The following is a 22,424-nucleotide window of genomic DNA, read 5'->3' on the forward strand; positions in this document are numbered from 1 at the left end:
GAGGTAAAAATGAATTTCGAGCGCAAAAATCCATTAACCGGTGAAGTGGCCAGTCAATCTATTGCCATGCAGGCGCATGAAATGGCGGGAATTGCTGAACGAGCACAACAAGGCTTTGAACAGTGGTCTGCTTATGGTCCAAACGCTCGCAGAGCTATCTTGAATAAAGCGGCAGCCGCACTGGAATCTCGTCAAAACGACTTTGTCGAGGCCATGATGACGGAGGTGGGTGCTACAGCGGGCTGGGCTATGTTTAATCTGGGGCTGGCAGTATCAATGATGCGTGAAGCGGCATCGTTAACTACGCAAATAGGTGGTGAAACCATTCCGTCAGACAAGCCTGGTTGTCTCGCTATGGCGATTCGACAACCGGTTGGTGTGGTGCTGGGAATTGCACCATGGAATGCACCAATAATCTTAGGTGTTAGAGCTATATCCACTGCACTTGCCTGTGGTAATGCTGTAATTCTGAAAGCGTCTGAGCTGTGTCCAAGAACACATAGTCTGATTATAGAAGCGTTGGAGACGGCTGGCTTTCCTGACGGCACGGTCAATATTGTAACCAATTCCCCTGCTGATGCCGGTGAAGTGGTGGGGGCTTTGATTGATCAACCGCTGGTAAAACGTATTAACTTTACTGGCTCAACTGAAGTCGGGCGCATCATTGCGCAGCGCGCAGGTGCCAACCTCAAGCCTGTTCTTCTGGAGCTGGGTGGTAAGGCCCCCATGTTGGTTCTGGATGACGCCGATTTAGATGAAGCAGTAAAAGCGGCTGCATTTGGCGCATTTATGAATCAGGGCCAGATATGCATGTCTACAGAGCGATTGGTTGTAGATGAGTCTGTAGCAGATAGCTTCGCAGCCAAATTCGCCCAGAAAGTATCGGGTATGGCAACGGGTGATCCGCGTGAGGGCAATACACCTCTGGGGGCAGTTGTCGACCAAAAAACAGTAAGTAAAGTGAACGCACTTATCGACGATGCTGTTGCTAAAGGTGCAAAGATTATCGCTGGGCAAAAAAGTGATTCGGTACTAATGGCAGCAACAGTAATTGACCATGTCACTGACGATATGAAGATCTATCGGGAGGAAAGCTTTGGCCCCGTGGTTGCCATTATTAGAGCCAAAGATGAAGCCGATGCGATTCGTATTGCCAATGACAGTGAATATGGGCTCAGCGCTGCTGTATTTACCAAAGACAGTGCTAGAGGCTTGAGAGTCGCCCGACAAATTCAGTCTGGTATCTGTCATGTAAATGGCTCCACTGTTCATGATGAAGCGCAGATGCCTTTTGGTGGTGTCGGTGCTTCTGGGTACGGTCGTTTTGGCGGAAAGGCTGGCATTGACCAGTTTACGGAGTTGCGTTGGATCACTATTGAGACCGAAAAGGGTCACTTCCCCATTTAAGTAAACGAATGATGCAAATTTTAAGAGGTAATGTTAATGAGTGCTGAACGCGAAGAAGATACGGTAGCGGTCAAGGTAGAAAATCAAATTGCCTGGGTGAGTTTTAATCGCCCGGAAAAACGCAACTGCATGAGTCCTAAATTAAATCGCCAAATGATGCGCGTACTGGATGATCTCGAATTCCGAGAAGATGTGAGCGTGTTGGTATTGACTGGTGAAGGCTCAGCCTGGTCAGCGGGAATGGATTTAAAAGAATATTTCCGGGAAACCGAAGCACAGGGGTTAGGCGGAACACGTCAAGCTCAGCGTGAATCTTATGGCTGGTGGAGACGCCTGCGCTGGTATCAGAAGGCCACGATAGCAATGGTAAATGGCTGGTGCTTTGGTGGAGGTTATGGACCTTTATTTGCCTGTGATCTCGCGTTTGCGGCTGAAGAAGCACAGTTTGGACTTAGCGAGATTAATTGGGGGATCCTGCCCGGTGGCGGTGCTGCCAAAGTGGTTGCTGAGTTAATGCCTTTACGCAAAGCCATGTATCACGCCATGATGGGTGAAAACATTGATGGCAAGACCGCAGAAGAGTGGGGACTGGTGAACGAAGCTGTCCCGGCAGAGCAATTAAGAGCCCGAGTCACAGACGTTGCAAACGTATTGCTACAGAAGAATCAAGTGGCATTAAAAGCGACAAAAGATGCAGTGCGTCGGGTGAAGGAAATGACCTACGACAACGCTGAAGACTATTTGGTTCGAGCGCAGGAGGCGGCGAATAGCTTTGACAACCATGGAAGAAAAGAGGGCATCAAGCAGTTTATTGATGACAAAACTTACAAGCCTGGATTAGGCGCTTACGATAAATCGAAACAAAAGAGTTAGTTGCGTCACGATGAGCTTTCTTTCAGTACAAGCTAAGTTAAGGCCTTTCAAACAGGCAGTACGTGACCTTACATCCGGTCGTTCATGGACGTATTCGGAATGGGACACGTTTGTTAATAAGTGCAGTCAGTGGTTGTCGCTACAGGGGTTGGCCTGTGGCGACAGACTTGTTTGTATAGCAAAAAACTGTGCCGAACTAGTGGCACTGCATTTTGCGTGCGAGCAGTCCGGGGTGATTTTCGTGCCCTTGAATTGGCGTTTATCATCAGATGAATTGCACACCCTGATTGCTGACTGCACCCCCCAATTAATCGTTGGCGACGAGATGGCCAACCAATTAGAACTGGCTTATTTTGAACTAAAGACACTCAATAACGCGGTTGCTGAACTGAACGGAGAAATACAACCGCGAAATCATCGTGCGCTGCCGTCGTTGATTCTTTATACATCAGGTACTACCGGAAAGCCCAAAGGTGTCATGCACAGTCACGACACCATCATGGAAACAACGCTGAATATGGCGTTACTGGGACAGGTCGACGAATACAGTACCTTTTTGTGTGAAACCCCAATGTTTCATGTGATTGGATTAATATCCTGCGTGCGCCCGGCGCTGTACCAGGGCGGAAAAATATTGATATCGGATGGCTTCAAGCCATCCAGAACATTGGCGCGTCTGACGGACAAAAACTTACTCATTACTCATTATTTTTGTGTCCCGCAAATGGCAAATTCGCTGCGGCAGGAACCCAAATTCAATCCTTCCTCGCTTTACAATCTCAAGGCCTTGTTAACCGGTGGTGCTCCCCATCCGGCAGTACAAATTAGGCAATGGTTAAATGACGATATTCCGATTGTAGATGGATATGGAATGAGTGAAGCGGGCACTGTGTTTGGTATGCCTTTTGATATTGCAACTATTGACGCAAAAGCAGGTTGTGTTGGGATACCAACCCACCGCCTCGAGGTCCGGTTAGCTGATCCTGAGGGGCAGCTCGTGGCAGATGGTGTGGCAGGCGAAATTCAGCTGAAAGGTTTGAATCTATTCATCGGGATTTGGCGACAGCCAGCGTTGTTCGAGTCCTGCTTTACCGACGATGGCTGGTTTAAAACCGGAGATGTGGCAATCAGAGACAACGACGGCTTCTATTTCATTGTCGACAGGATCAAAGACATGTTTATCTCTGGTGGCGAGAATGTGTATCCGACTGAAATTGAAAGCGTGGTGTTAAAGCTTGATAGTGTTCTGGAATGTGCATTGGTAGGAGTGCCCGACGACCGTTGGGGGGAAGTGGGGTGTTTATTTGTCGTTGCTAAGTCGAAGCACTCAACCATAGAGCAGCAAGAAATTATGGATGTACTCGAGCAGTGTTTGGCAAAATATAAGCTTCCTAAGTATATTCAATTCGTAGATTCGCTGCCTCGCAATGGCGGAGGCAAGGTTATGAAACACCGGCTTAAGGCTATGTTTCATAGCGACTAATGTTTGAGATTGCGCTTGTAAGTGACGCTAAACTGGCACATTGTTAAAAGAATACTTTAACAATGTGCCAGGCTAAAACGTGTCTCAATAGTGCCTGTTCGGGTATAAATATGAGCTGTGCCGCCTGCCATTGTTAACTTCACATAACAAAAAATATTCACTTCATCCGGGGCTCCAAGTCCGGGATGCAGCAGTCGATCATCACCTATCTGAGCAGAGTTCTGAACGGATCAGGAAGAACTACAGTAAGATGCCAGAAGTAGAAATAGCCGCGAACGCATAAATTTTGGGTTGTTTTGTCGGGTGAATATCAATTTAACCGCGAACGCATAAATAAGATTGAAATATCCCAACAGTAATGCCGGGAGTTTGAACAAGTTGGCTGAGCTCACGCGAATGAAGGCTCGAACCAAAATAGATATATTTCGATGGGCACTGTTTAATGCGCTGGTAGGTAACGGCGACGCTCACCTTAAAAATCTATCATTCTTTATCAACAAAGAGGGTGTGGTAATGACGCCGCACTATGACTTATTGTCTACCGCGATTTATGAAGCGCCACATAAACATATGGACCATCAATTGTCTCAACAAATGGGTGACGCACAATATCTTGGCCAACTTACCGTACCAAACATCCTGGCTTTTGCCGAAGAATTGCAATTGCCAACTAAGTTAGCAAAACGTGAGCTTGACCGTCTTATTGGCAAAATTGAACAGGAAGCAATTCCTTTGATGCAACAGGTGCAAGATGCGCCAGCACACCCAGGCAAGGGCGGTGAAATTAGAATGATTAAAGAGATATATTACAACTGCATTAAAGAAATGGTGACCAAACTAACTAAAGCTTAAGGTAAAGCGATGGTGACCACAAAAAACAACCCGCAGCGCCGCTAAATCCTATATACTCCAGGCTGTTTTTTAAAAGGTGGAGCTTTGCAATGCGTGTATGTGGTGTAGAACTGGCGGGGAATGATGCCAACATTGCCTTACTGAATTTGGAAAATGACCTGATTCAGATTCCGGATTGCCGTACCCGTAAACTGAGCTTGCAAAAAGCCGCTACCGCCCATGAGCTTAAGTATTTTCAGAAATCCTTCGCGCAGCTAGTGCAGGACTACAAAATAGAAACTATCGTTATTCGCCAGCGCCCTATGAAGGGCAAATTTGCGGGTGGTGCGATTGGGTTTAAATTAGAAGCGGCGCTGGAGTTGCTAAACGGCGTGCAGGTTATTGTAATGCCGCCTACCGAGATCAAAGCGGCGTTAAAAGAAAATCACATGTTCATAGAGTTTGGCGATACCGGCTTGAAAGGTTTTCAGAAGTCAGCGTTTGAAACCGCGCTGGCCTATATTAGCCAACACCTTTAACTCGCTCTTTAGGCCGTTTGGACACTGTCTGAAGTGAATGATGCGGGCTCTTTGAGCGCCATCGAAATATAATAAAAATCCAAGGATGTATAAATGCTTAAACGTACTGCTATTCTGGCACCGTTATTTTTCTCTGCTCACTTGTCTGCCCAGACCTGGATAGAAGATGCCCAGGGTCAACGCTATTTGCTAGGTGATCAACTCGTATCAACCACTACTGAGGCTTACAATTACTGTACAAGTAAAGGGCTTACCCCTGCCAACGTTGCACAAATGAGGCGCGCTTTACGGCAGGGAAAAGTCACAGTGGACTTTGTCAGCGTCGCGGTTAGCGAGGATGCCAAGACACCCTTCATAAAAGATAAGCACTGGATAGCGAAACATGAGCAAGGACGGATCCGGGTAAGGAATTCATCGTCCTTCGACAGTGCGTTACCTTTATGTGCAGGGCGCTAAAACTCAGTTGTTGCAGGTTAAGCACTGTCGCATGAATCTGCGGCAGTGACTTGCTCGTAATGAGGGCCGGAACGTCCATTGCCGCGAACAAACGTTCTTATCGTTTACATAAAAAAAGCCGCGCAAGGCGGCGTTTTTGCATTTAATCGGTATACATTGAATAGCCCCTGGGATGGGTTTCTTCTGCGCACACGATGGGTTTAAAGCAAGATAACAAGTCCATGTCTCTGTATATCGTTTTTTTGGAGCACTCAAACCCATGAGTGATCAGCTCTTCCTGTAACTGAGCAACCGTTTTATATTTCGGGTATCTCGGAATGAGAGTTTCTAATAAAAAACAGCGAATCACCCTGTCACCGGCGCTTTTAACGACAGACGTACTAATCACTTTTTTCATTATTGCCTACCTTTGTTGTTGAGTTCAGTCTCCTACTAAATTGCAGGTAGGCCTCAGCTCGCGCTGTACTTTCCTGCCTCAACTCCAATCAAAGATTGAACGACATCCTGTCTTTTCGGTAATGCATGCTTTGCAGCTTATTGTTCTTAAGTCATTAATAAGACCAGACTAAATCTAGGTTTTTTTCTTGCTAAAGGCAACCGCGTTTCAATGTTGGCTCAGCGACATTATAGCCACCTTAATACTTACAATGCGTGGAATGCCTGCCAGAGTATGGAAACCTCGCCGCGTTATTCATGTTTTATTTTTTCTGGTTTGGGTCAGCTTTTGTCCCGGTTCATTGTTACTTTGCCCATCAGTTGTTTTTGTATTAATGGAGAGCATTATGAACAATGTAGTAAAGGGACTGGGTGTGTTGCTGACGTTGGCCAGTATGACCGCAAACGCTGTACTCATTAATGACAACAGTTTTGCCCAGGCCGGTTTTAAAGACACATCAACAGGTTTGGTGTGGATGGACTTTGGCATTAACAATGGTCAGTCTTACAATCACGTCAGCTCTCAACTTGGCGCTGGTGGAGATTATTCTGGGTGGCGTTTGCCTTCTGCGGAAGAGGTTTACATGTTGTGGGATCACGTTGCCAACCTTGATGAGGTTGAGGCCGATTTCGAGAGCCCTGATTACTATGGGGCAGGGCAATTATACGCTTGGGATTACAATTCGCGTGTGGTCGGTGGCGACGACTCAGTATGGGACAATATCTTCAATATTATGGGGTTCAATTCCGCTTCCGGTACTAATTATATGGAAAGAAGCTCAGCCATTGGCTTTTTCATGGGGCATCACGGCTTGGCGAGTGTAAAGTTTCATGATGCTATAGATAAAGTCGGATTCCCCGCGTTTACACACAAGGATGAAGTAGCGCTGAGAGACGACGGGGCATATTCCGATTTCTTTTTAGGCCTCGCGCACGAAAATTATTCGACCATGCTGGTACGAACGGCCACAGTGCCTGAGCCCGGCGCCTTCGTGGCTTTTGCTACTGCAATAGTCGCTTTAAGCTGGCGGCGAAGACAGGGGCGCTTTGGTCGGAAAACACGACTGTAATTAAGGTTTGTCGGGCGCCGGCGCTCAATACACGTTTCACCAAAACGCCCCTGAACGCATACACGACACACGTGCATTAATCGTTCAGGAGCGTAATGTGAAGACAGCTCGTTGCTTTTCAAAGGGGCCGAGCTTGCCGACTATGCATAGGGACCATGTGGTTTAACAAAGCTCATTCTTTGTTAAGCCATTGCCAGAAATTGTCTGGCATTTGCTTTTCTACCTCCAGCATCGACTTAACATCCACGGTGCTATTACAGCCCATAAGCGGAACTTCAATTTCTTGTTCCTGAGCAGACCAGTCCATCTCGAAATAGCGCGTATTTTCTTCGTCGTAAGCGATACGTTTTATTCTGCCGTAACCATAAAGTTTCATTGATTCGCCGAACTTTTCTCGTTTTTTCAGAATAACCAAATCACCGGCGCAAAGCGTATTCCACCTGTTGAGCTGAGACTCACTTTCTAAATAGTCGAACCGGCAAATACCGTGTTTTTTCCACTCAATATCCAAACGTTGTGAAAAGTCAGCCCCCGGGCAAAAGCCCATGAACAGAATATAGTCATCAGCGGGTTTTGAATAATCTATTGCATCCAGAATGGCAACGGCATCAGAGTCGCCTTTTTCTACCAGTGCTTTAGCGTTCTTTTTCATAACGGCTAATTCGTGTCTGCTCATTGTGCCTGAGTTAAGGCGATCTAACTGCTTTTGATACTTCATGTACTACTTCCTTTTCCGGTTCATTCGGCTGTATGTCTGGGGTTTAATCGGTGACTAATAAGTTGCGTAGTGCGGATCTGACCTCCAAATGTGACTGTAATTCAATAGTCTAAACTGTTCCAACACCTTTAATCTAAGCGGTGTATCGGTAATTATGGACTTGTCGGCGAATAGGCTGAATGTCTCTTGGTGTGTGTCATAAATAACCCTACCTCGAGGAAATTGCTGATATTCGGTGCCAAGTAGCATTTTGTGCCTGGGTAAATAAATCCTATTTGTTTCCCATTCGGTTAAATGACTGAATGCGGAATCTACTCTGCCGAGGCTATCGCATGTTGCGTCTGTAACTGGTATAGATTTGGCAATAACCTGCCATCTATAACACCAAAAAATACCCACTTGGGGTGTTGTCGGAGTCATTACTTCTCCTGTTAAACAGTTTTACCCACTACTGCCTGATAGGTGTTTTAGAACCCTTTTTTGAAGTGAAAAAAGCGCATTAAAATTTAACCTAATGTTTTATTGTTGTTTTTTTCTTTCTTGGATGCCCGCAAGATGATTTTTTATCTGAAAAAGGGCTCCCACCCAAAACAACAACCCCATAAATTAATAACGTAATTTCTTTCGGGCATTGAGTTGATAACCTTCTATTAACAAAATGACAGGAGTGTTTGTGTGATTAAGTCTGTTCTGTATTCTGCGATTGCCAGTGCGCTCTTAGCCGCGCCTATTGTTACCTCTGCGGCTGTGCCTGAACTGAACGATAAAGCCTATTTTTCTCAACCCAGTCTCGACATTGTGGTGTTCAGCAACTGGTACAACGGGTTGTTTGGCGATTCTAAAATCAGTGGGGTAGAGCTGGTTCACTTTGGTGAGCGTATTGCGACTAACGGCGATGTACGCCTGAGTGCCACACCCGAGCAATGGGATCCCATTCCCACCTTTGTGGAACGCAAAGTAGACAACAACACCAATACGATCAGCGCTACCTTGTCGTATCCGGAATTCGACTTTACTTACACCATTAGCGCCAGCCCCATCGAAAATGGCGTGGAAATTACCCTGTCGTCACCGCGTCCGGTTCCAGCTGAGCTGGTGGGTAAAGCGGGTTTCAACATGGAGTTTTTGCCTGCTAATTACATGGAAACCAGCTTTCTGGCCGACGGCAAACCCGGCGCGTTTCCGCTGTATCCTACCGGGGTAAAAGAGATCATTGGTCAGCATGAACCGGTACCGCTGGCGTCTGCGAAACAATTGGTACTGGCCCCTGAAAGTGACACCAAGCGTGTGATGATCGAGTCTTCAGCGCCGCTAACACTTTACGACGGCAGGGCAAAAGCACAAAACGGCTGGTATGTGGTGCGCGGTGTGTTGCCCGAAAATAAACAGGGTGAATTGCTGACCTGGCGTATTACCGCCAGTACCGATGATGCCTGGTTGCGCGACCCTATGATTGCTCATTCGCAGGTGGGGTATTTGCCCGGGCAAACTAAACGCGCGGTCATTGAGCTAGACAAACACGCACCGGTAAATGGCATGGCAGAGCTGCTAAAAGTGAATGCCGACGGCTCGAAAGCGGTAGTGAAGAAAGCCGCGCCCGGCAAGGTTGAGGACTACACGCGCTACCAATACGCCACGTTTGATTTTACCGATGTCACTGAGCCGGGCCTGTACCAGTTGCGTTATAAGGGGACTACCACGGCGTCGTTCCCCATTGCTGAGCATGCACTTGATGCCGCCTGGTACCCCACGCTGGACCATTATTTCCCGGTACAAATGGATCACGTGTTGGTTAACGAGGCGTATCGCGTATGGCACGGTGCCTCGCATTTAGATGATGCACTGCAAGCGCCGGTGAATCATGAGCATTTCGACCTGTATGCCCAGGGGCCGACGACGGACACCCAGTACAAGCCTGGCGAACACATTCCCGGATTAAACGTAGGCGGTTGGTACGACGCGGGTGACTACGACATTCGTACCCAAACTCAATATCGCACGGTGCGTTTTTTAGTGCAGGCGTTTGAGGAGTTCGGCATCGACCGCGACACCACGCTGGTGGATTACGACCGCAAATATGTCGATATTCACGTGCCCGATGGCAAACCTGATTTGCTGCAACAAATTGAGCATGGCACGCTGGCATTGCTGGCGCAGTTCAAGGCGGTAGGGCATGCCATTCCGGGTATTATTGTGCCGGATATCAGCCAGTACACCCACCTGGGTGACGGCCTGACCATGACCGATAACCTGATTTACAACGCGTCGATGGCAGACACTGAATCCAATGGCATTGAAAGCGGCGTATTCGACGACCGCTGGGCATTTACGTCTAAATCTACGCCGCTTAATTACGGTTCAATGGCGGCACTGGCCGCAGCCAGTCGTACCTTGCAGGGCTACAAGCCGGTGTTGGCCAAAGAAAGCCTGGATACCGCCATTGCGGCATGGGCAAGCGAAGCCGACAAACAGCCCGACTTGTTCCGCGTGGGTAACACGACAGGCGGTGGTCTGGAAGAAGAAAAGCTCAAAGCTGCGGTGGAGTTATTGGTCACCACCGGCGATACGCAGTATAAGCATGCAGTTACGGCATTACTGCCGCATATCGAGGAGCACTTTGGTCGCAGTGCTGTATTGGCCGTCCGCGCGCTACCCTTCATGGACAACGCTTATAAAAAACGTATTCGCGCCGCGGCTGAGGCCTATAAACCCAAGCTTGAGGCGGCAACCAGCAAAAATCCGTTTGGCGTGGTGATCACCGAATACGGTTGGGCGGGTAATGGTACCGTGCTGGACATGGCGGTGACTCAGTACTATCTGCATCAGGCTTACCCAGATCTCTATAGCAGTGACCTTATTTACCGCTCGCTGGATTATTTGTATGGAACGCACCCGGACTCCGATATCTCATTTGTGTCAAACGTAGGCACGGTATCGAAGAAAGTGGCGTACGGTATGAACCGCGCTGACTATTCGTTTATCAGCGGTGCCATTGTGCCGGGCGTTCTCATCCTGAAACCTGATCTGCCGGAAAATATGGAAAACTGGCCGTTCCTGTGGGGTGAAAACGAGTATGTTATCGACCTGGGCGCGTCTTATCTGTTTACTGTGAATGCTGCACTTAAACTAGCAGGCAGACAGCCGTAAAGAGTGTGTCACGCACTGTTCGGCGTTGCTGTATCGGCGTCGAACAGTGTACTCAGGCTGTGCAACCGTATAGTATTTCGAGTCATATCAACCGTATGAAGAAGTAATCGAGGCAAGGATGTTAAACAGGTTTATTACGCTATGCGCACTGGTGTGTTTGCACGTCAGTGTTGCAGCTTACGCCAAAGTGGTACCGGCAACTGATGCAGGGTATGTGTATACCGGTCGTATCGACTTTGCGAATGCCAGTGCGCCTTATTTAACCTGGCCCGGTTCATCGGTGAAAGCGCGTTTTTCTGGTGAGTCTTTGTCGGTAACGTTAAAAGACGACAACGGCAAGAATTACTACAATGTGATTGTCGATGGGAACGACGCCTTTCCCTTTGTGATTGAAGCTAAGCAAGGTGAGCTCACATACTGGATAAGTAACACGCTAGGCGCTGGCGAGCACACGGTAGAAATCTACAAGCGCACCGAAGGCGAAGAAGGCGGTACGCATTTTCTGGGTATTAGCATTGATGACGATGCGGCATTGTTGGCTCCTCCGGGCAGACCAACACGCCGTATCGAAATTTACGGTGATTCCATTTCCAGTGGTATGGGCAATGTAGCGCCTTACAATGGCCCAGACAACTTACCCCGAGACAAAAACCACTATCTCAGTTACGGCGCTATTGCTGCCAGAACGATAGGCGCAGAGCTACATACGATCTCGCAAAGCGGTATCGGTATTATGGTGAGCTGGTTTAACTTTATTATGCCGCAGTTTTACGACCAGCTGAGCGCTGTGGGTAACAACGATTCACAGTGGGACTTCAATACCTGGACACCCCAGGTGGTGGTCATTAACCTCATGCAGAACGACAGCTGGCTGGTACCCGATCCCAAGCGAATTTCGCCTACACCCACCGAACCACAAATCATTGCGGCGTATCAGGCTTTTGTGAAATCAGTGAGAGCGGAGTACCCCAATGCCCAAATTATATGTGCGCTGGGCAGTATGGATGCCACCAAGGCGGGGTCACCCTGGCCAGGTTATGTTGAAACCGCTGTAGCGAACTTAACCAACGAGGGCGACAGCAAGCTTTCCACCGTGGTATTTCCGTTCAATGGCTACGGCCAGCACCCCAGAGTGAATCAACACACCAGCAATGCTGAGCTGTTAACCCAAGCCATACAACAGGTCACTGGCTGGCGTTAGGTTTCAGGTGAATCGGCCGGGGTAAGGGAGCGTTTGCGACTTCGCCTTACCCACCATTCTGTGCCGGCAATACTCAGGACTATGGTGGCCATTCTGCACAGGTTGGCCGCTTGACCACCAATAGCGGTACTGTCTACCTGCCACAATACCCAATAGCCGTTCATCAGCGTGTGCAGGGTGATCACTATCCACAGATTATGGCCCCAGCGGTAAAACAACCAGGCAAACCAAAGGCCGCCAATGGCGGTAAACAATGCCGCGGTGGCGGCCTGAACAAGGGTGGCACCCTGAAACCAGTGGCCCATGCCAAAAATGACCGCACCAATGAGTGCAGCAGGCAGGAAGCGCCAACCGGCTATAGCCATCAGTGAGCCTACCAGAAAGCCTCGGAAAAACAGCTCTTCAAAGAAGCCGGGGATCAGGCTTTTGGTCAACAATGTCGTCACTGACGGGGTGGCAAACTCAAAAAATACGCTAAATCCAATCAGCATAGGTAATGAAAACAACAAGGCTGCCGCTACGCCACTCAGCGGCTGGTGGGTTATCCCTACAGCCTTGAGTAACGGGCCTTTTCGCCTTAACAGAACGCCGGCCAGCAATATTGCCAGCGACCAGCAGAGGTAAGGCACAGCATACTTTACATAGGGGGCGGTTATTTGCGGCTGCAAAAACCGGGTAGCGAATATCGCCGCTGAAAATAGGCTGAGAATGATGATACTGGAGACTGCTTTTCCTTGTTCCATGTGCTTGCCCTCTCCTTGTTGGGGAGCTTGTATCATAGCCTATTTTTTCAACCAGCCAATGGCTTGCGCGGTTATTTTACATTTGCGCGAAGGCGGACCGCCGCTGCCCAGTCGGGCGGCTAGTAGGGTTTATCGCCGCCAATGGTAACCCGGTAGCCAGAACGGGTATCCGGGAAGTAATCCCAAACTGCAAAGTGCTGGGTACAGCGGTTATCCCATATGGCAATTGAGTGAGGCTGCCAGCTAAAGCGCACCTGAAAATTCGGGTCTTTAGCCAGTTCGTAGAGCATGGCTAAAATGCCATCACTTTCGTTTTTAGACACACCCAGAATGCGTGTGGTGTACGAGGCATTCACAAATATTGCTTTCTTGCCGGTTACCGGGTGTGTGCGTACTACGGGGTGCACATTACATGGGTAGGCGGTTCCGTAGTCACCGTAAATGGCGTGGTACACGTGGTTGGCGTCGTGCTCTGCCTGCAGACCTTCCAAATACTGTTGCATGGCAGGCGACAAGGCATCATAGGCGGCATACATCGAAGAAAACAAGGTGTCGCCACCTACGTCTGGTAGAGTGTGAATATACAACATGGAGCCCATCGGCGGCAGTTCGTTGCAACTGAGGTCTGAATGCCAGTTGTCGCCCGCGATGTACTTTGAGTCTTTGTCGGCGTGAATGGCGACAATCTTTTCATAGCCATCAATACCCTTTGCGCCGGGGTGAACAATGAGGTCACCGAAAATCTGACCAACAGCCATGTGTTGTTCATGCGTGATCTGCTGATCGCGAAAAAAGATAACCTGGTGTTCAGCAATCGCTGCCTTCAGTTGCTCTTCTACTTCAGCCGTGATTGGCTTAGTTAAGTCGATATTGCCGATCTCTGCGCCAATATTGCGGGTCAGCGGGGTAATGGTAATAGTGTCAGATGCCATGATTAACTCCGGTAATGTGATACGCCAGGCTTGAGCTACATGCCAAACGGATATGTTTTGTAGTCAGCGACCGCGCTTTCGCGAACGCCACTTAACCCCACTGCATATTGCAGGAGCAGGCCCAGTGAGTGTGAAAATCTGGCCTGAATATAGGTATCGTCCTTGTCGTCCGACGGCGTCGGGGTGTTAAAGCAGGCCTTAACATTGCGAATAATTAAGTGGTCGGGGATCCAGCAAATGCGATTGTTTTTACTGCTGCTGATACGCAGCTCAGCCACGGGCAGGTAACCACCGGTCGATGCAGACAGCGCAATAATCAAACCCGGCTTGTTGGCAGTTTCTTTTACGCCGCAATACAAAAAGAAGTTTTTCAGGCAGCTTGGGACCATGCCGTGCCAGTCTGGCGTGATCACAATGAGGGCGTCACAGGCTTGAAGTTGACTCGAGATGGGTTGCCATTGTGTTTGCAGCTCACCGGTCGGCTCCGACCAGAATGAATCATCGAAGTTGGTCAGTGGCGTCACGGCTAAGTCCAGAAAGAACGTCTCGTGTCCCAGCCCGGTCAGGTGGTTCACTGCATACTGACCTACCTTGGCCGTTTGTGACGACTTGCGCTGACTACCGCAAATGACTGCTATTTTCATAAATCTTTCCGTTAACTGTGACAAACAATACCTCAACGTTAAGCCAGCAAGGGCGGGAAATCTTGTCTGATTGCGCCCGAAGAACCGGGGCATTTACGCATGCCGTCTGCAGCGCGTGTCACGGACAGGCGTTTTTCATCAACTATTCAAGCAGGTTTATACAAGACCCGGTTCGCGCTGCTGAGGTAGCGTAATCACATCTGATTCAACGCTGTGAGTACACAACCATGAGTGAACAACAATCTGTCATGCCTGCCATTTTTATTGGGCACGGCAGTCCAGGTAATATTCTTGAAGACAATCCGGCCACGCGCATGTGGGAAAGCCTGGCCAGTGAGTTCGATACGCCCAAAGGCATCGTCTGCGTGTCGGCGCACTGGTACATCAAAGGCACCGCTGTCACCGCGAACGAAAACCCTCGCACTATTCATGACTTTGGTGGTTTTCCGCAAATCATGTACGAAATGCAGTACCCGGCACCGGGTAGTCAGGCGCTGGCAAACCATATTGTGGCGCTGCTCGAAGAAGAGGACGCGCGGTTAGATTCCAGTTGGGGCTTTGATCACGGGACCTGGTGTGTGCTGTCGAAGGTCTACCCGAACGCCGATATTCCCGTAGTGCAGTTGTCTATCGATCGCACCCAAAGCAACGAGTATCACTTTAATGTGGGTAAGAAGCTGTCAGCCTTGCGCGAACAGGGTTACCTGATTCTGGGCAGCGGCAATATCGTGCACAACCTGGGGGTAATGAACTGGGGAGCCCGCGGCACCACTTACCCCTGGGCGCAGCGCTTTGGCGACTACATCCGCGACGCGGTTATTAACGACACCCCGGAGCACGCCATTAACTATCTGGCATTTGGGCCAGAGGCCCAGCAGTCTGTACCAAGCCCCGACCACTACCTGCCGCTGTTGTATGTCTTAGGTGCCCGCAAACCCGCCGACAAGGTGGCTTTTAAATCTCAGTATTGTGAATACGGCTCGCTGGACATGACCACCATTGTGCTCAGTTAACACCGGACTGTGGCTGGGTGGCGTGAAGGGGATTTTGGCCAACTTTCCGGGCGTATCCAATCAAGAAGTCCGGACTTCACGCCATTAACCTGTAGCGACTGAACGAAAGAAACACCCGCTTAATACTTATTATTTTTTGTTACCGGAGAGCCTCATGGCATTACTGAAAACCGACGATTTAACCAATGCTGATCGCAAACAGCCTTCGGCACTGCACACGTTAAAAGCTACCGTGGAAAACTGTCACTGGGGCTATTTCTCTGCCACACAGGCCCCCGCCATTAAAGTGAAAAGCGGCGATCTTATTCAGGCCGAAGCCGTTACGCATCACGCGGGCGATGCGCCTGACCTGATGATGGATGACGCATTAAAAGCGGTATGGGCGGGGATCCCCGAAGAAGACCGTAACCCCGGTGTTCACCTTATGACCGGCCCAATTTATGTGGAAGGAGCCCAACCAGGCGATATGCTGGAAGTACGTTACTTGTCTATGCGACCTCGCTTTTCTTACGGTTCAAACCTGGCCGCGAACTGGGGGCATTTGTACAAAGAGTTCGGTGAAAAAGAGCGGGTTACCATTTATCGCCTGGACATGGCCAGCATGCAGGCCCATGGCCACTACGCTTATGATTTTAATGGTAAATACGAAACGCCGGGCACGGTAACACACTGCCCTGAATGTGAGCGCCATAAAGCGTTACATGGCGTGCGGGTACCAGTACGCCCTCATTTGGGAACAGCCGGTGTTGCCCCCGACAAATCCGGGCGGGTTAGCACTATTCCACCGGGCAAACACGGCGGCAATATCGACAACTGGCGCATTGGGGCTGGGTCCACTATGTACTATCCGGTGCAGGTCGAAGGTGGTTTGTTTTCGATTGGCGATCCGCACGTGTCACAAGGTGACGGTGAAATCAGTGGTACCGCCATTGAGGCATCGCTGGATGTCACTATGCAAATCATTCTGCGCAAAGACTTTGCGTTCCCGTCGCCCCTGCTGGAAACCCCGAACTACTTCATTGTTCACGGTTTTGATGAAGACTTAAACATTGCCATGAAGAACGCCTCGATTGACATGCTGGAGTTGCTCAGCGAGCACCGCGGGCTCAGCAAAGACGATGCGTATTCACTGATGAGTGTCGGCGGCGACTTTACCGTTACTCAGGTGGTCGACACGGTGCAGGGCGTACACGTGAAAATACCCAGAAGTGTCATGAACAAGGGCGAACCTGACGGCGAATAGCCCAAAAAATCCCTGAACGTGCAGGAATTCAGCAGATTTGCATAAATAGCCAAAAAGTTGGTCGGGTATAGACAAAAGTTGTAGAGCGCGAAGTGATACCGTAGAGACATACCCTGCCATACATGGCACCGGCAACCCCGTTGCCATTTTTTAGCAACAAGGGCCTGAACCGCAGTTTCGCTGCGTTAATCAGGCTAACGAGGAAAGTGCGTATGCCTAACATCAGTGCCCAAAAACAATCGTGGTTTATTCTGCTGACATTCAGTTGGTGCTTCTTTGTTATCAGTGCTTCCACGTTTTCTTCACTCGGGGTCGTGATCCCATTTATGGTAAGCGAAATGGAATGGACCTGGACCACAGCAGGGCTGGGCTTCACCTTCCTGGCGATGGCGTGTGGTATCAGTGGTTACCTGCCATCCATTACCATTAAAAACTGGGGGATTGCCAAAACCCTGTTTGTCGGGTTGTGTTTGCTGACGGCCGGGTTTCTTACCCTATACGCCACCATTACCCCTGCCACGTATTTTCTGGGCTGTATTCTGGTGGGCATGGGATACACCTTTGTGGGTGCTATTCCCGGCACGTACATAATTACGCACTTTTTTGTGAAGCGCTCTACGGCCTTTGGGTTTTACTACACCATGGGTGGTCTGGGCGGCGTTGCCGGGCCCTTGATTGTGTGGTTGGCAAACGACGCGCTGGGCAACTGGCGCTTGCACTGGATTATTACCCTTACGCTCATTGCTACCTCGGTTGCACTCATGTGGCTGTCTCTGGCATTTACCGACGCCACCCGCTTAAAGCTGCCGCCAAAAGACGAGCAGAAAACCACTCAAAGCAACGTGTACGAAACCCGTGAAACCTGGACTTTCCGTGACGCGCTGCGCACGCCCCAGTACTGGGCTATTTGTGCGGCTTACACCAGCGTGTTGCTGGTGGGGACAACCGTAAACAGCTTTTCCGTCTCGCACTTAACGCAAATTGGCGTCACCTTTGCGGTTGCCAGTGCCATGCTGTCGCTGGAGGCGTTTTGTAACGCTATGTCGCGGGTAATAGGCGGTTTTATTGCCGAGTTTTTTGAACCTAAAACCATGTTGCAGGCAGCGTTGCTGATGCTGGCCGGCGGCATGGTAGCACTCAGTTTTGGTCATAGCCTGATGGTGCAAATTCTGTATGCCGTTGCCATTGGATTTGGCTTTGGCCTGACCTTCTTGTCTTGTACGGTACTGATCCTGCGCTACTTTGGCTCAGGCCCGTATCTGCAACTATTTTCCACCCTGAACCTGTTCGCCACAGTGGCCGCCAGTGCGCCTTATATTTGCGGCACTATGCGAGATATAAGCGGCTCTTTTGTGTCGCCTTTCTTACTGGTCGGCGCCATGCCTATGGTGGTGTTTGTAGTGGTGACGTTTATGCGTCCGCCTCGTCTGGTAAATGACACCGCCGACGCAGTAACCCCCGCCACTGTTCATAATGATACCCAGCTCACTGCAGCTAAGGAGCTTTAACATGTCTAAAAAAGAATTCGGCGTATTTTTGCCAATTGCTAACGGTGGCTGGATCGTGTCTAGCGCGACACCCACCCTGGATGCGTCCTATGCACAAAACAAACGCGCTGCCATGTTGGCCGACGGCTATGGTATGGACTTCATTATGTCCATGGCCAAATGGCGCGGCTATGGCGGTGAAACCAATCATTGGGGCTGTTCGCTGGAGTCGATGACCATGATGGCGGGTCTGGCAGAAGCCACGCAAAACGCCAAAATCATTGCAACCGTGCACACCCTGCTAATGAACCCGGGCGCGGTTGCCAAAATGGTCGCTACCCTTGACCAGATTTCCAATGGCCGGGCCGGTCTGAACATTGTGTCGGGTTCTTTTCGCGATGAGCTGAACCAAATGGGCGCCTGGCGCGACGACATCGACCACGATGAGCGTTACACCTACGCACAGGAGTGGAGCACGATAGTTAACCGCCTGTGGAGTGAGGAACGCGTCGACTTTGAAGGCAAGTATTTCAAATTCGAAGACTGTGTGTCTGAGCCCAAGCCCTCTAAAAAGCCGTTTACCGTGTGCGCGGGTCAGTCTGAACGCGGCTTGCGTTTTACGGTGCGCAATGCTGACGCCTGTTTCGTGGGCGGAAAAGACGACGCTGAAACACGCTCAATTACGCAAATGGCACGAGACATAGCCAAAGAATACGACGAGTCCATTAAGTGCTACTGCATGGCAACCCTGGTGTTAGATAAAGACAATGCCAAGGCACAGGCCAAAGCGCAGGCGTATCGCGATGGCAAAGACGCCGGTGCGGTAGAGGGCATGATGCGCTCATACGGTATTGACCCGGCGTTAAAAGACAACGCCATGGTGATCCGTGCGCAGGGCGCATTTATGAGTCGGGAACTGGTGGGTGACCCAACAACAGTGGCCGATCAGCTGATTAGCATGCTCGACAATACCGCGATGGACGGTGTGATGCTGAACTTTGATGATTACGACCAGGGCCTGACCTTGTTCGGCGAAGAAATCTTACCGGTGTTGCGGGCCCATTATGGCGAGTAATGCTGTTGCGTTAACACCGCTAAAATCCGACTGGCTGAGCGCGGAACGCGCTGCGCTGTGCGTGATCGACGTACAGCGGGATTTTGCCAGCCCTGACGGTTTACTTGGTCAGTATGGCCTGGATATGACGCGGTTAACGCCGGCGATTGAAAAGATGAATGTACTGGTGCAACACGCTCGACGCGCCGGTGTGCCGGTGGTTTTTGTTGGTTTGCAAACGGCGCCGGAGACCGATTCTGCGGCCTGGAGCGAATGGATGGCCCGCCAGGGTAAAGACCCTGAAGCCGAACAGGCTATTTGCAGAAAGGACACACCCGGCGAGGCGTTTTATGCCGTCTTGCCCGAATCCAGCGACAAGATTGTTATGAAGACACGCTACAGCGCATTCTGGCAAACCGATCTCAATGAGTGGCTGCAAACGCAGGGCATCGATACGCTGGTGGTCACCGGTATTACGACAGAGTGCTGCGTGGAATCGACTGTGCGCGATGCGTTTCATCACGACTATCAGGTGCTGGTGGTCAGCGACGCGTGCGCGGCCTACGAGGAAGACCTTCACACAGCCAGTTTACGCGCCATGGCACTGAGCTTTGCGTTACTCACCGACACTCAGAGTGTTACTGCAATATGGGGAACACAATGACAACACTGTTTAATCCGGATACCCAAACGCCTTATCAGGTTACCGATGAAGAGCGCGAGGCGATTGCCAGCGCTATCGACACCGAAGAGTTAACCACCTTGGCTCTAACACTGGGGAACATTCCCAGCCGCTCCGGCGAAGAAGCCGAGGCAGGCGAGTTTGTGCGCAGTTGGCTGGACGAGCAGGGCTTTGTAACCCGGACTACCGGCGCGGTGCCACACCGACAAAATATCATTGGCGAATACGGCGGCAAAGGCCTCGGGCAAAACCTGTTGTTTACTGCTCACCTTGATACAGAAAGCCCCAGTGCCGACGAGCACATCAACCGCCATAAATACCGGCCTGAAACACTGGCGAATCCGGAGTGGCAGCAATGCTGGCTGGAAGACGGCAGTTTCCGGGGGTATCCCATCAGCAACGACCGTGGGCCCATGAGCTGTTTTTTAATGGCGGCAAAGGCGCTGAAAAGCGCAGGCATTGAGCTGTCGGGCAAACTGTATGTCACGGCTTGTCCGGGTGAAATCGGCCCTGAACCCATGGAAGAGTGGCAAGGTGTGGATTACCTGGGTAAGGACATCGGCGCTAATTATTTGTTTCATCACGGCGGTGTTGTTGCTGACTATGCTATTGCGGCAGAAGGCTGTGACTGGGGCGTAACCTGGCAGGGCAACGGCTATGCGCTGTTTCGCATTCAGCTGTTAGGTGAGGGGGTTTTTACTCCGATTCTGGATAACTCCCCGGCCCCTAACGCACACCCGAATCCCATTTATCAGTTGGGCAAGGTCATTGATGCTGTACATCAGTGGGCGCAAACATACGAGCAGGCAAATGCCTATAAAAGTCGCGGTGGGGAATCGGTTCCCAAAGTGCAAATTGATGCCATTAAAGCGGGCTCGCCGCTGACCTTCGGCGCTGGCACCGATGTGTGCTCTGTGTATGTGGAAGTCGGGCTTACCGCCAGGCAGACCGCGGCACAGCCTTACCATGAACTCAACAAATTACTGTCTGGCCTGGGATTGCAAGGCTACAACATTGAGCCGGTAGTCGTGCGTCATGGCTTTTCAGCAAACGAAAACGAGGTGGCGCCGTTAGTGAAATCGCTAAGCAATGCCACTGCGGCGGTAAAAGGGCATGAAATCGAACTGGCACATCCGGCCTATTCCAGCATGTGGCGCGACCACAACGTGTTTAACATGCAGCGGATCCCTGCAGTGACTTCGGGCATGCCGCGTTTTCAACCCACCCCTCAAGACTTAACCGACAGTGCGCTTATTTACGCACTGACTGCGCTTGCCGTATGCGGGCGCGCGACCTAGCAACAATGAATACCAAGAGGTTTGTTATGCAACAAGCAAGTAAAAGCCCGGCAACGGGATTAAACGTTGCGCCGTTGAAGGACGATTTTGGCGCGCAGATTTTTGATGTGGATTTGCAGACGGCAGACGATGCGCTGCTGCAAAAAGTGGTTGAAACCTTCCACGCCCACGGTGCAATTGTGTTGCGCAATCAAACCATGGAGCCGGATGATCTTATGCGCTTTATTCAGGCTTTCGGTGAGCCAGAGCTGCACACCCAGACCAAGTTTTGCTTACCGGGTTATCCGCACATTTTCAAAATTTCTAATATGGTCGACGAAAACGGTGAGCCGATTGGCGCGCACAACGACGGCCTGGGCTGGCACACCGATTATTCCTACAAAGAAGAGCCGGTCATGTGCACCATGCTGTATGCCGTAACCGTGCCGGAAGAGGGCGGCGACACGCTGCTTGCCGACCAGGTCGCGGCTTACAATGACTTACCTGACGATGAAAAAGCCGTGCTGGATACGCTTAAAATCCATCATTCTCTGGTGCATTTTATTCAGAACCGCGACTTCAACAGCTACGAAATTACCGACGAACTTCGCCGTGAGAACCCCGACGTGATCCACCCGTTGGTGCGCGTGCATCCGGCGGACGGACGCAAAGCCCTGTGGGTTAGCACCGGCACCGTAAAACACATTCTGGGTATGGAAGACGAAGAAGCCATGGCGTTAATAGAACGCTTGGTCGCTTACACTACGCAGCCTAAATACGTGTATCAGCACAAATGGCAGAAAGGCGACCTGTTAATGTGGGACAACCGTTGTACCTTGCATACCGGCACTCGCTATGACGACGTTAAATACCAGCGTATGGCCCACCGTTTGTGGGTAAAAGGCGAGCGCCCAATTGCGGTGTGGGATGCGTCTGAAGACGCGCGAAAAGCGTCGTAAATCCTGTTTCAAGTGTTTCATTCTCCGTAAACACTACGCAGCAGCGGTGGCAGTATGACCACTTGCATATTGTCGCTGTTTACTGCTTGCCACTGCGTTCGCAGTGGCTTTTTTATGACTGTCGTTCTACCCCCTCTTTTCGATTTCGACCCACAGCCGTATGGCAAACATTAAACCTGTGCTGACGTCATCTGCGAGCCATAAAAAAGCCCCTGTGCTTTTTGCAAGGG

At 50.4% G+C, this 22,424-nt stretch carries 20 protein-coding genes; 16 read left to right on the forward strand and 4 right to left on the reverse strand.

Translation table 11 applies throughout. The features are described from left to right. Window positions 1-9 precede the first annotated feature (9 nt). The 7 genes from BUB81_RS14585 to BUB81_RS14620 all read left to right on the forward strand — a co-directional run bounded on the left by BUB81_RS14585 (window position 10) and on the right by BUB81_RS14620 (window position 7,094). Window positions 10-1,407 carry an aldehyde dehydrogenase gene (locus tag BUB81_RS14585; RefSeq protein WP_073324060.1) on the forward strand — a complete coding sequence of 466 codons (1,398 nt, stop codon included), beginning with the start codon at window positions 10-12 and terminating at the stop codon, window positions 1,405-1,407. A gap of 36 nt (window positions 1,408-1,443) precedes the next feature. After that, on the forward strand, window positions 1,444-2,280 hold the full coding sequence (locus BUB81_RS14590) for a p-hydroxycinnamoyl CoA hydratase/lyase (RefSeq protein WP_073324062.1): 837 nt from the start codon (window positions 1,444-1,446) through the stop codon (window positions 2,278-2,280). Between the two features lie 10 nt (window positions 2,281-2,290). Next, the gene (locus BUB81_RS14595) at window positions 2,291-3,763 is read left to right on the forward strand and encodes an AMP-binding protein (protein ID WP_073324064.1); all 1,473 of its coding nucleotides are present in this window, start codon (window positions 2,291-2,293) and stop codon (window positions 3,761-3,763) included. A gap of 339 nt (window positions 3,764-4,102) precedes the next feature. Continuing rightward, window positions 4,103-4,615: a HipA domain-containing protein gene (locus BUB81_RS14600; protein WP_281250818.1), complete on the forward strand. Its 513-nt coding sequence runs from the start codon at window positions 4,103-4,105 to the stop codon at window positions 4,613-4,615. A gap of 89 nt (window positions 4,616-4,704) precedes the next feature. Then, on the forward strand, window positions 4,705-5,133 hold the full coding sequence (locus BUB81_RS14605) for a DUF3010 family protein (protein ID WP_073324068.1): 429 nt from the start codon (window positions 4,705-4,707) through the stop codon (window positions 5,131-5,133). A 93-nt stretch (window positions 5,134-5,226) separates the two neighbouring features. Next, window positions 5,227-5,589 carry a hypothetical protein gene (locus tag BUB81_RS14610; RefSeq protein ID WP_073324070.1) on the forward strand — a complete coding sequence of 121 codons (363 nt, stop codon included), beginning with the start codon at window positions 5,227-5,229 and terminating at the stop codon, window positions 5,587-5,589. A gap of 782 nt (window positions 5,590-6,371) precedes the next feature. After that, window positions 6,372-7,094, forward strand: coding sequence for a PEP-CTERM sorting domain-containing protein (locus BUB81_RS14620; RefSeq protein WP_073324074.1), 723 nt, complete (start codon window positions 6,372-6,374; stop codon window positions 7,092-7,094). 172 nt (window positions 7,095-7,266) lie between these two features. Here BUB81_RS14620 and BUB81_RS14625 read toward each other — a convergent pair whose 3' ends face one another. Then, a complete protein-coding gene (locus BUB81_RS14625) occupies window positions 7,267-7,812 on the reverse strand; it encodes a hypothetical protein (protein ID WP_073324076.1) in 546 nt (181 codons plus the stop codon). 675 nt (window positions 7,813-8,487) lie between these two features. Between BUB81_RS14625 and BUB81_RS14635 the strand changes: the two genes are divergently transcribed. Both BUB81_RS14635 and BUB81_RS14640 read left to right on the forward strand, forming a co-directional pair. Further along, the gene (locus BUB81_RS14635) at window positions 8,488-10,959 is read left to right on the forward strand and encodes a glycoside hydrolase family 9 protein (protein WP_084526599.1); all 2,472 of its coding nucleotides are present in this window, start codon (window positions 8,488-8,490) and stop codon (window positions 10,957-10,959) included. A 118-nt stretch (window positions 10,960-11,077) separates the two neighbouring features. After that, window positions 11,078-12,160 (forward strand): SGNH/GDSL hydrolase family protein, encoded by a 1,083-nt coding sequence (locus tag BUB81_RS14640; protein ID WP_139241599.1) that lies wholly within the window; start codon window positions 11,078-11,080, stop codon window positions 12,158-12,160. Here the strand turns inward: BUB81_RS14640 and BUB81_RS14645 are convergent. The 3 genes from BUB81_RS14645 to BUB81_RS14655 all read right to left on the reverse strand — a co-directional run bounded on the left by BUB81_RS14645 (window position 12,157) and on the right by BUB81_RS14655 (window position 14,479). Continuing rightward, window positions 12,157-12,903, reverse strand: coding sequence for a CPBP family intramembrane glutamic endopeptidase (locus tag BUB81_RS14645; protein WP_073324080.1), 747 nt, complete (start codon window positions 12,901-12,903; stop codon window positions 12,157-12,159). The genes BUB81_RS14640 and BUB81_RS14645 overlap by 4 nt on opposite strands. Before the next feature lie 119 nt (window positions 12,904-13,022). Beyond that, on the reverse strand, window positions 13,023-13,835 hold the full coding sequence (locus BUB81_RS14650) for a TauD/TfdA dioxygenase family protein (RefSeq protein WP_073324082.1): 813 nt from the start codon (window positions 13,833-13,835) through the stop codon (window positions 13,023-13,025). A 35-nt stretch (window positions 13,836-13,870) separates the two neighbouring features. After that, complete coding sequence (locus BUB81_RS14655; protein ID WP_073324084.1) at window positions 13,871-14,479, reverse strand: NADPH-dependent FMN reductase; 609 nt, start codon at window positions 14,477-14,479, stop codon at window positions 13,871-13,873. Between the two features lie 227 nt (window positions 14,480-14,706). Here BUB81_RS14655 and ygiD point away from each other — a divergent pair, with 227 nt between their 5' ends. From ygiD to BUB81_RS14690, 7 genes are all read left to right on the forward strand, one after another. Next, on the forward strand, window positions 14,707-15,492 hold the full coding sequence (gene ygiD, locus BUB81_RS14660) for a 4,5-DOPA-extradiol-dioxygenase (protein WP_217653470.1): 786 nt from the start codon (window positions 14,707-14,709) through the stop codon (window positions 15,490-15,492). A 154-nt stretch (window positions 15,493-15,646) separates the two neighbouring features. Beyond that, window positions 15,647-16,735 (forward strand): acetamidase/formamidase family protein, encoded by a 1,089-nt coding sequence (locus BUB81_RS14665; RefSeq protein WP_073324088.1) that lies wholly within the window; start codon window positions 15,647-15,649, stop codon window positions 16,733-16,735. Between the two features lie 212 nt (window positions 16,736-16,947). Continuing rightward, a complete protein-coding gene (locus BUB81_RS14670) occupies window positions 16,948-18,243 on the forward strand; it encodes an MFS transporter (RefSeq protein ID WP_175555819.1) in 1,296 nt (431 codons plus the stop codon). Window position 18,244: 1 nt separating this feature from the next. After that, window positions 18,245-19,297, forward strand: coding sequence for an LLM class flavin-dependent oxidoreductase (locus BUB81_RS14675; protein ID WP_073324092.1), 1,053 nt, complete (start codon window positions 18,245-18,247; stop codon window positions 19,295-19,297). Beyond that, window positions 19,287-19,940: a cysteine hydrolase family protein gene (locus tag BUB81_RS14680; RefSeq protein WP_073324094.1), complete on the forward strand. Its 654-nt coding sequence runs from the start codon at window positions 19,287-19,289 to the stop codon at window positions 19,938-19,940. The genes BUB81_RS14675 and BUB81_RS14680 overlap by 11 nt, the downstream gene beginning before the upstream one ends. Next, entirely contained in the window at window positions 19,937-21,256 is a 1,320-nt protein-coding gene (locus BUB81_RS14685) for a zinc-binding metallopeptidase family protein (protein ID WP_073324096.1), read from the forward strand. The genes BUB81_RS14680 and BUB81_RS14685 overlap by 4 nt, the downstream gene beginning before the upstream one ends. Before the next feature lie 26 nt (window positions 21,257-21,282). Then, window positions 21,283-22,194, forward strand: a complete 912-nt coding sequence (locus BUB81_RS14690) for a TauD/TfdA dioxygenase family protein (RefSeq protein WP_073324098.1) — start codon at window positions 21,283-21,285, stop codon at window positions 22,192-22,194. Window positions 22,195-22,424 lie beyond the last annotated feature (230 nt).

It is taken from the genome of Marisediminitalea aggregata (assembly GCF_900129565.1).
Taxonomy (GTDB): Bacteria; Pseudomonadota; Gammaproteobacteria; order Enterobacterales; family Alteromonadaceae; genus Alteromonas; species Alteromonas aggregata.

Coding starts and splice junctions, on each gene's coding strand:
- BUB81_RS14645 (WP_073324080.1), bottom strand. CDS start 12,903: ATGGAACAAGGAAAAGCAGTCTCCAGTATCATCATTCTCAGCCTATTT.
- BUB81_RS14665 (WP_073324088.1), top strand. CDS start 15,647: ATGGCATTACTGAAAACCGACGATTTAACCAATGCTGATCGCAAACAG.
- BUB81_RS14675 (WP_073324092.1), top strand. CDS start 18,245: ATGTCTAAAAAAGAATTCGGCGTATTTTTGCCAATTGCTAACGGTGGC.
- BUB81_RS14640 (WP_139241599.1), top strand. CDS start 11,078: ATGTTAAACAGGTTTATTACGCTATGCGCACTGGTGTGTTTGCACGTC.
- BUB81_RS14590 (WP_073324062.1), top strand. CDS start 1,444: ATGAGTGCTGAACGCGAAGAAGATACGGTAGCGGTCAAGGTAGAAAAT.
- BUB81_RS14690 (WP_073324098.1), top strand. CDS start 21,283: ATGCAACAAGCAAGTAAAAGCCCGGCAACGGGATTAAACGTTGCGCCG.
- BUB81_RS14650 (WP_073324082.1), bottom strand. CDS start 13,835: ATGGCATCTGACACTATTACCATTACCCCGCTGACCCGCAATATTGGC.
- BUB81_RS14680 (WP_073324094.1), top strand. CDS start 19,287: ATGGCGAGTAATGCTGTTGCGTTAACACCGCTAAAATCCGACTGGCTG.
- BUB81_RS14670 (WP_175555819.1), top strand. CDS start 16,948: ATGCCTAACATCAGTGCCCAAAAACAATCGTGGTTTATTCTGCTGACA.
- BUB81_RS14625 (WP_073324076.1), bottom strand. CDS start 7,812: ATGAAGTATCAAAAGCAGTTAGATCGCCTTAACTCAGGCACAATGAGC.
- BUB81_RS14595 (WP_073324064.1), top strand. CDS start 2,291: ATGAGCTTTCTTTCAGTACAAGCTAAGTTAAGGCCTTTCAAACAGGCA.
- BUB81_RS14655 (WP_073324084.1), bottom strand. CDS start 14,479: ATGAAAATAGCAGTCATTTGCGGTAGTCAGCGCAAGTCGTCACAAACG.
- ygiD (WP_217653470.1), top strand. CDS start 14,707: ATGAGTGAACAACAATCTGTCATGCCTGCCATTTTTATTGGGCACGGC.
- BUB81_RS14620 (WP_073324074.1), top strand. CDS start 6,372: ATGAACAATGTAGTAAAGGGACTGGGTGTGTTGCTGACGTTGGCCAGT.
- BUB81_RS14605 (WP_073324068.1), top strand. CDS start 4,705: ATGCGTGTATGTGGTGTAGAACTGGCGGGGAATGATGCCAACATTGCC.
- BUB81_RS14610 (WP_073324070.1), top strand. CDS start 5,227: ATGCTTAAACGTACTGCTATTCTGGCACCGTTATTTTTCTCTGCTCAC.
- BUB81_RS14685 (WP_073324096.1), top strand. CDS start 19,937: ATGACAACACTGTTTAATCCGGATACCCAAACGCCTTATCAGGTTACC.
- BUB81_RS14585 (WP_073324060.1), top strand. CDS start 10: ATGAATTTCGAGCGCAAAAATCCATTAACCGGTGAAGTGGCCAGTCAA.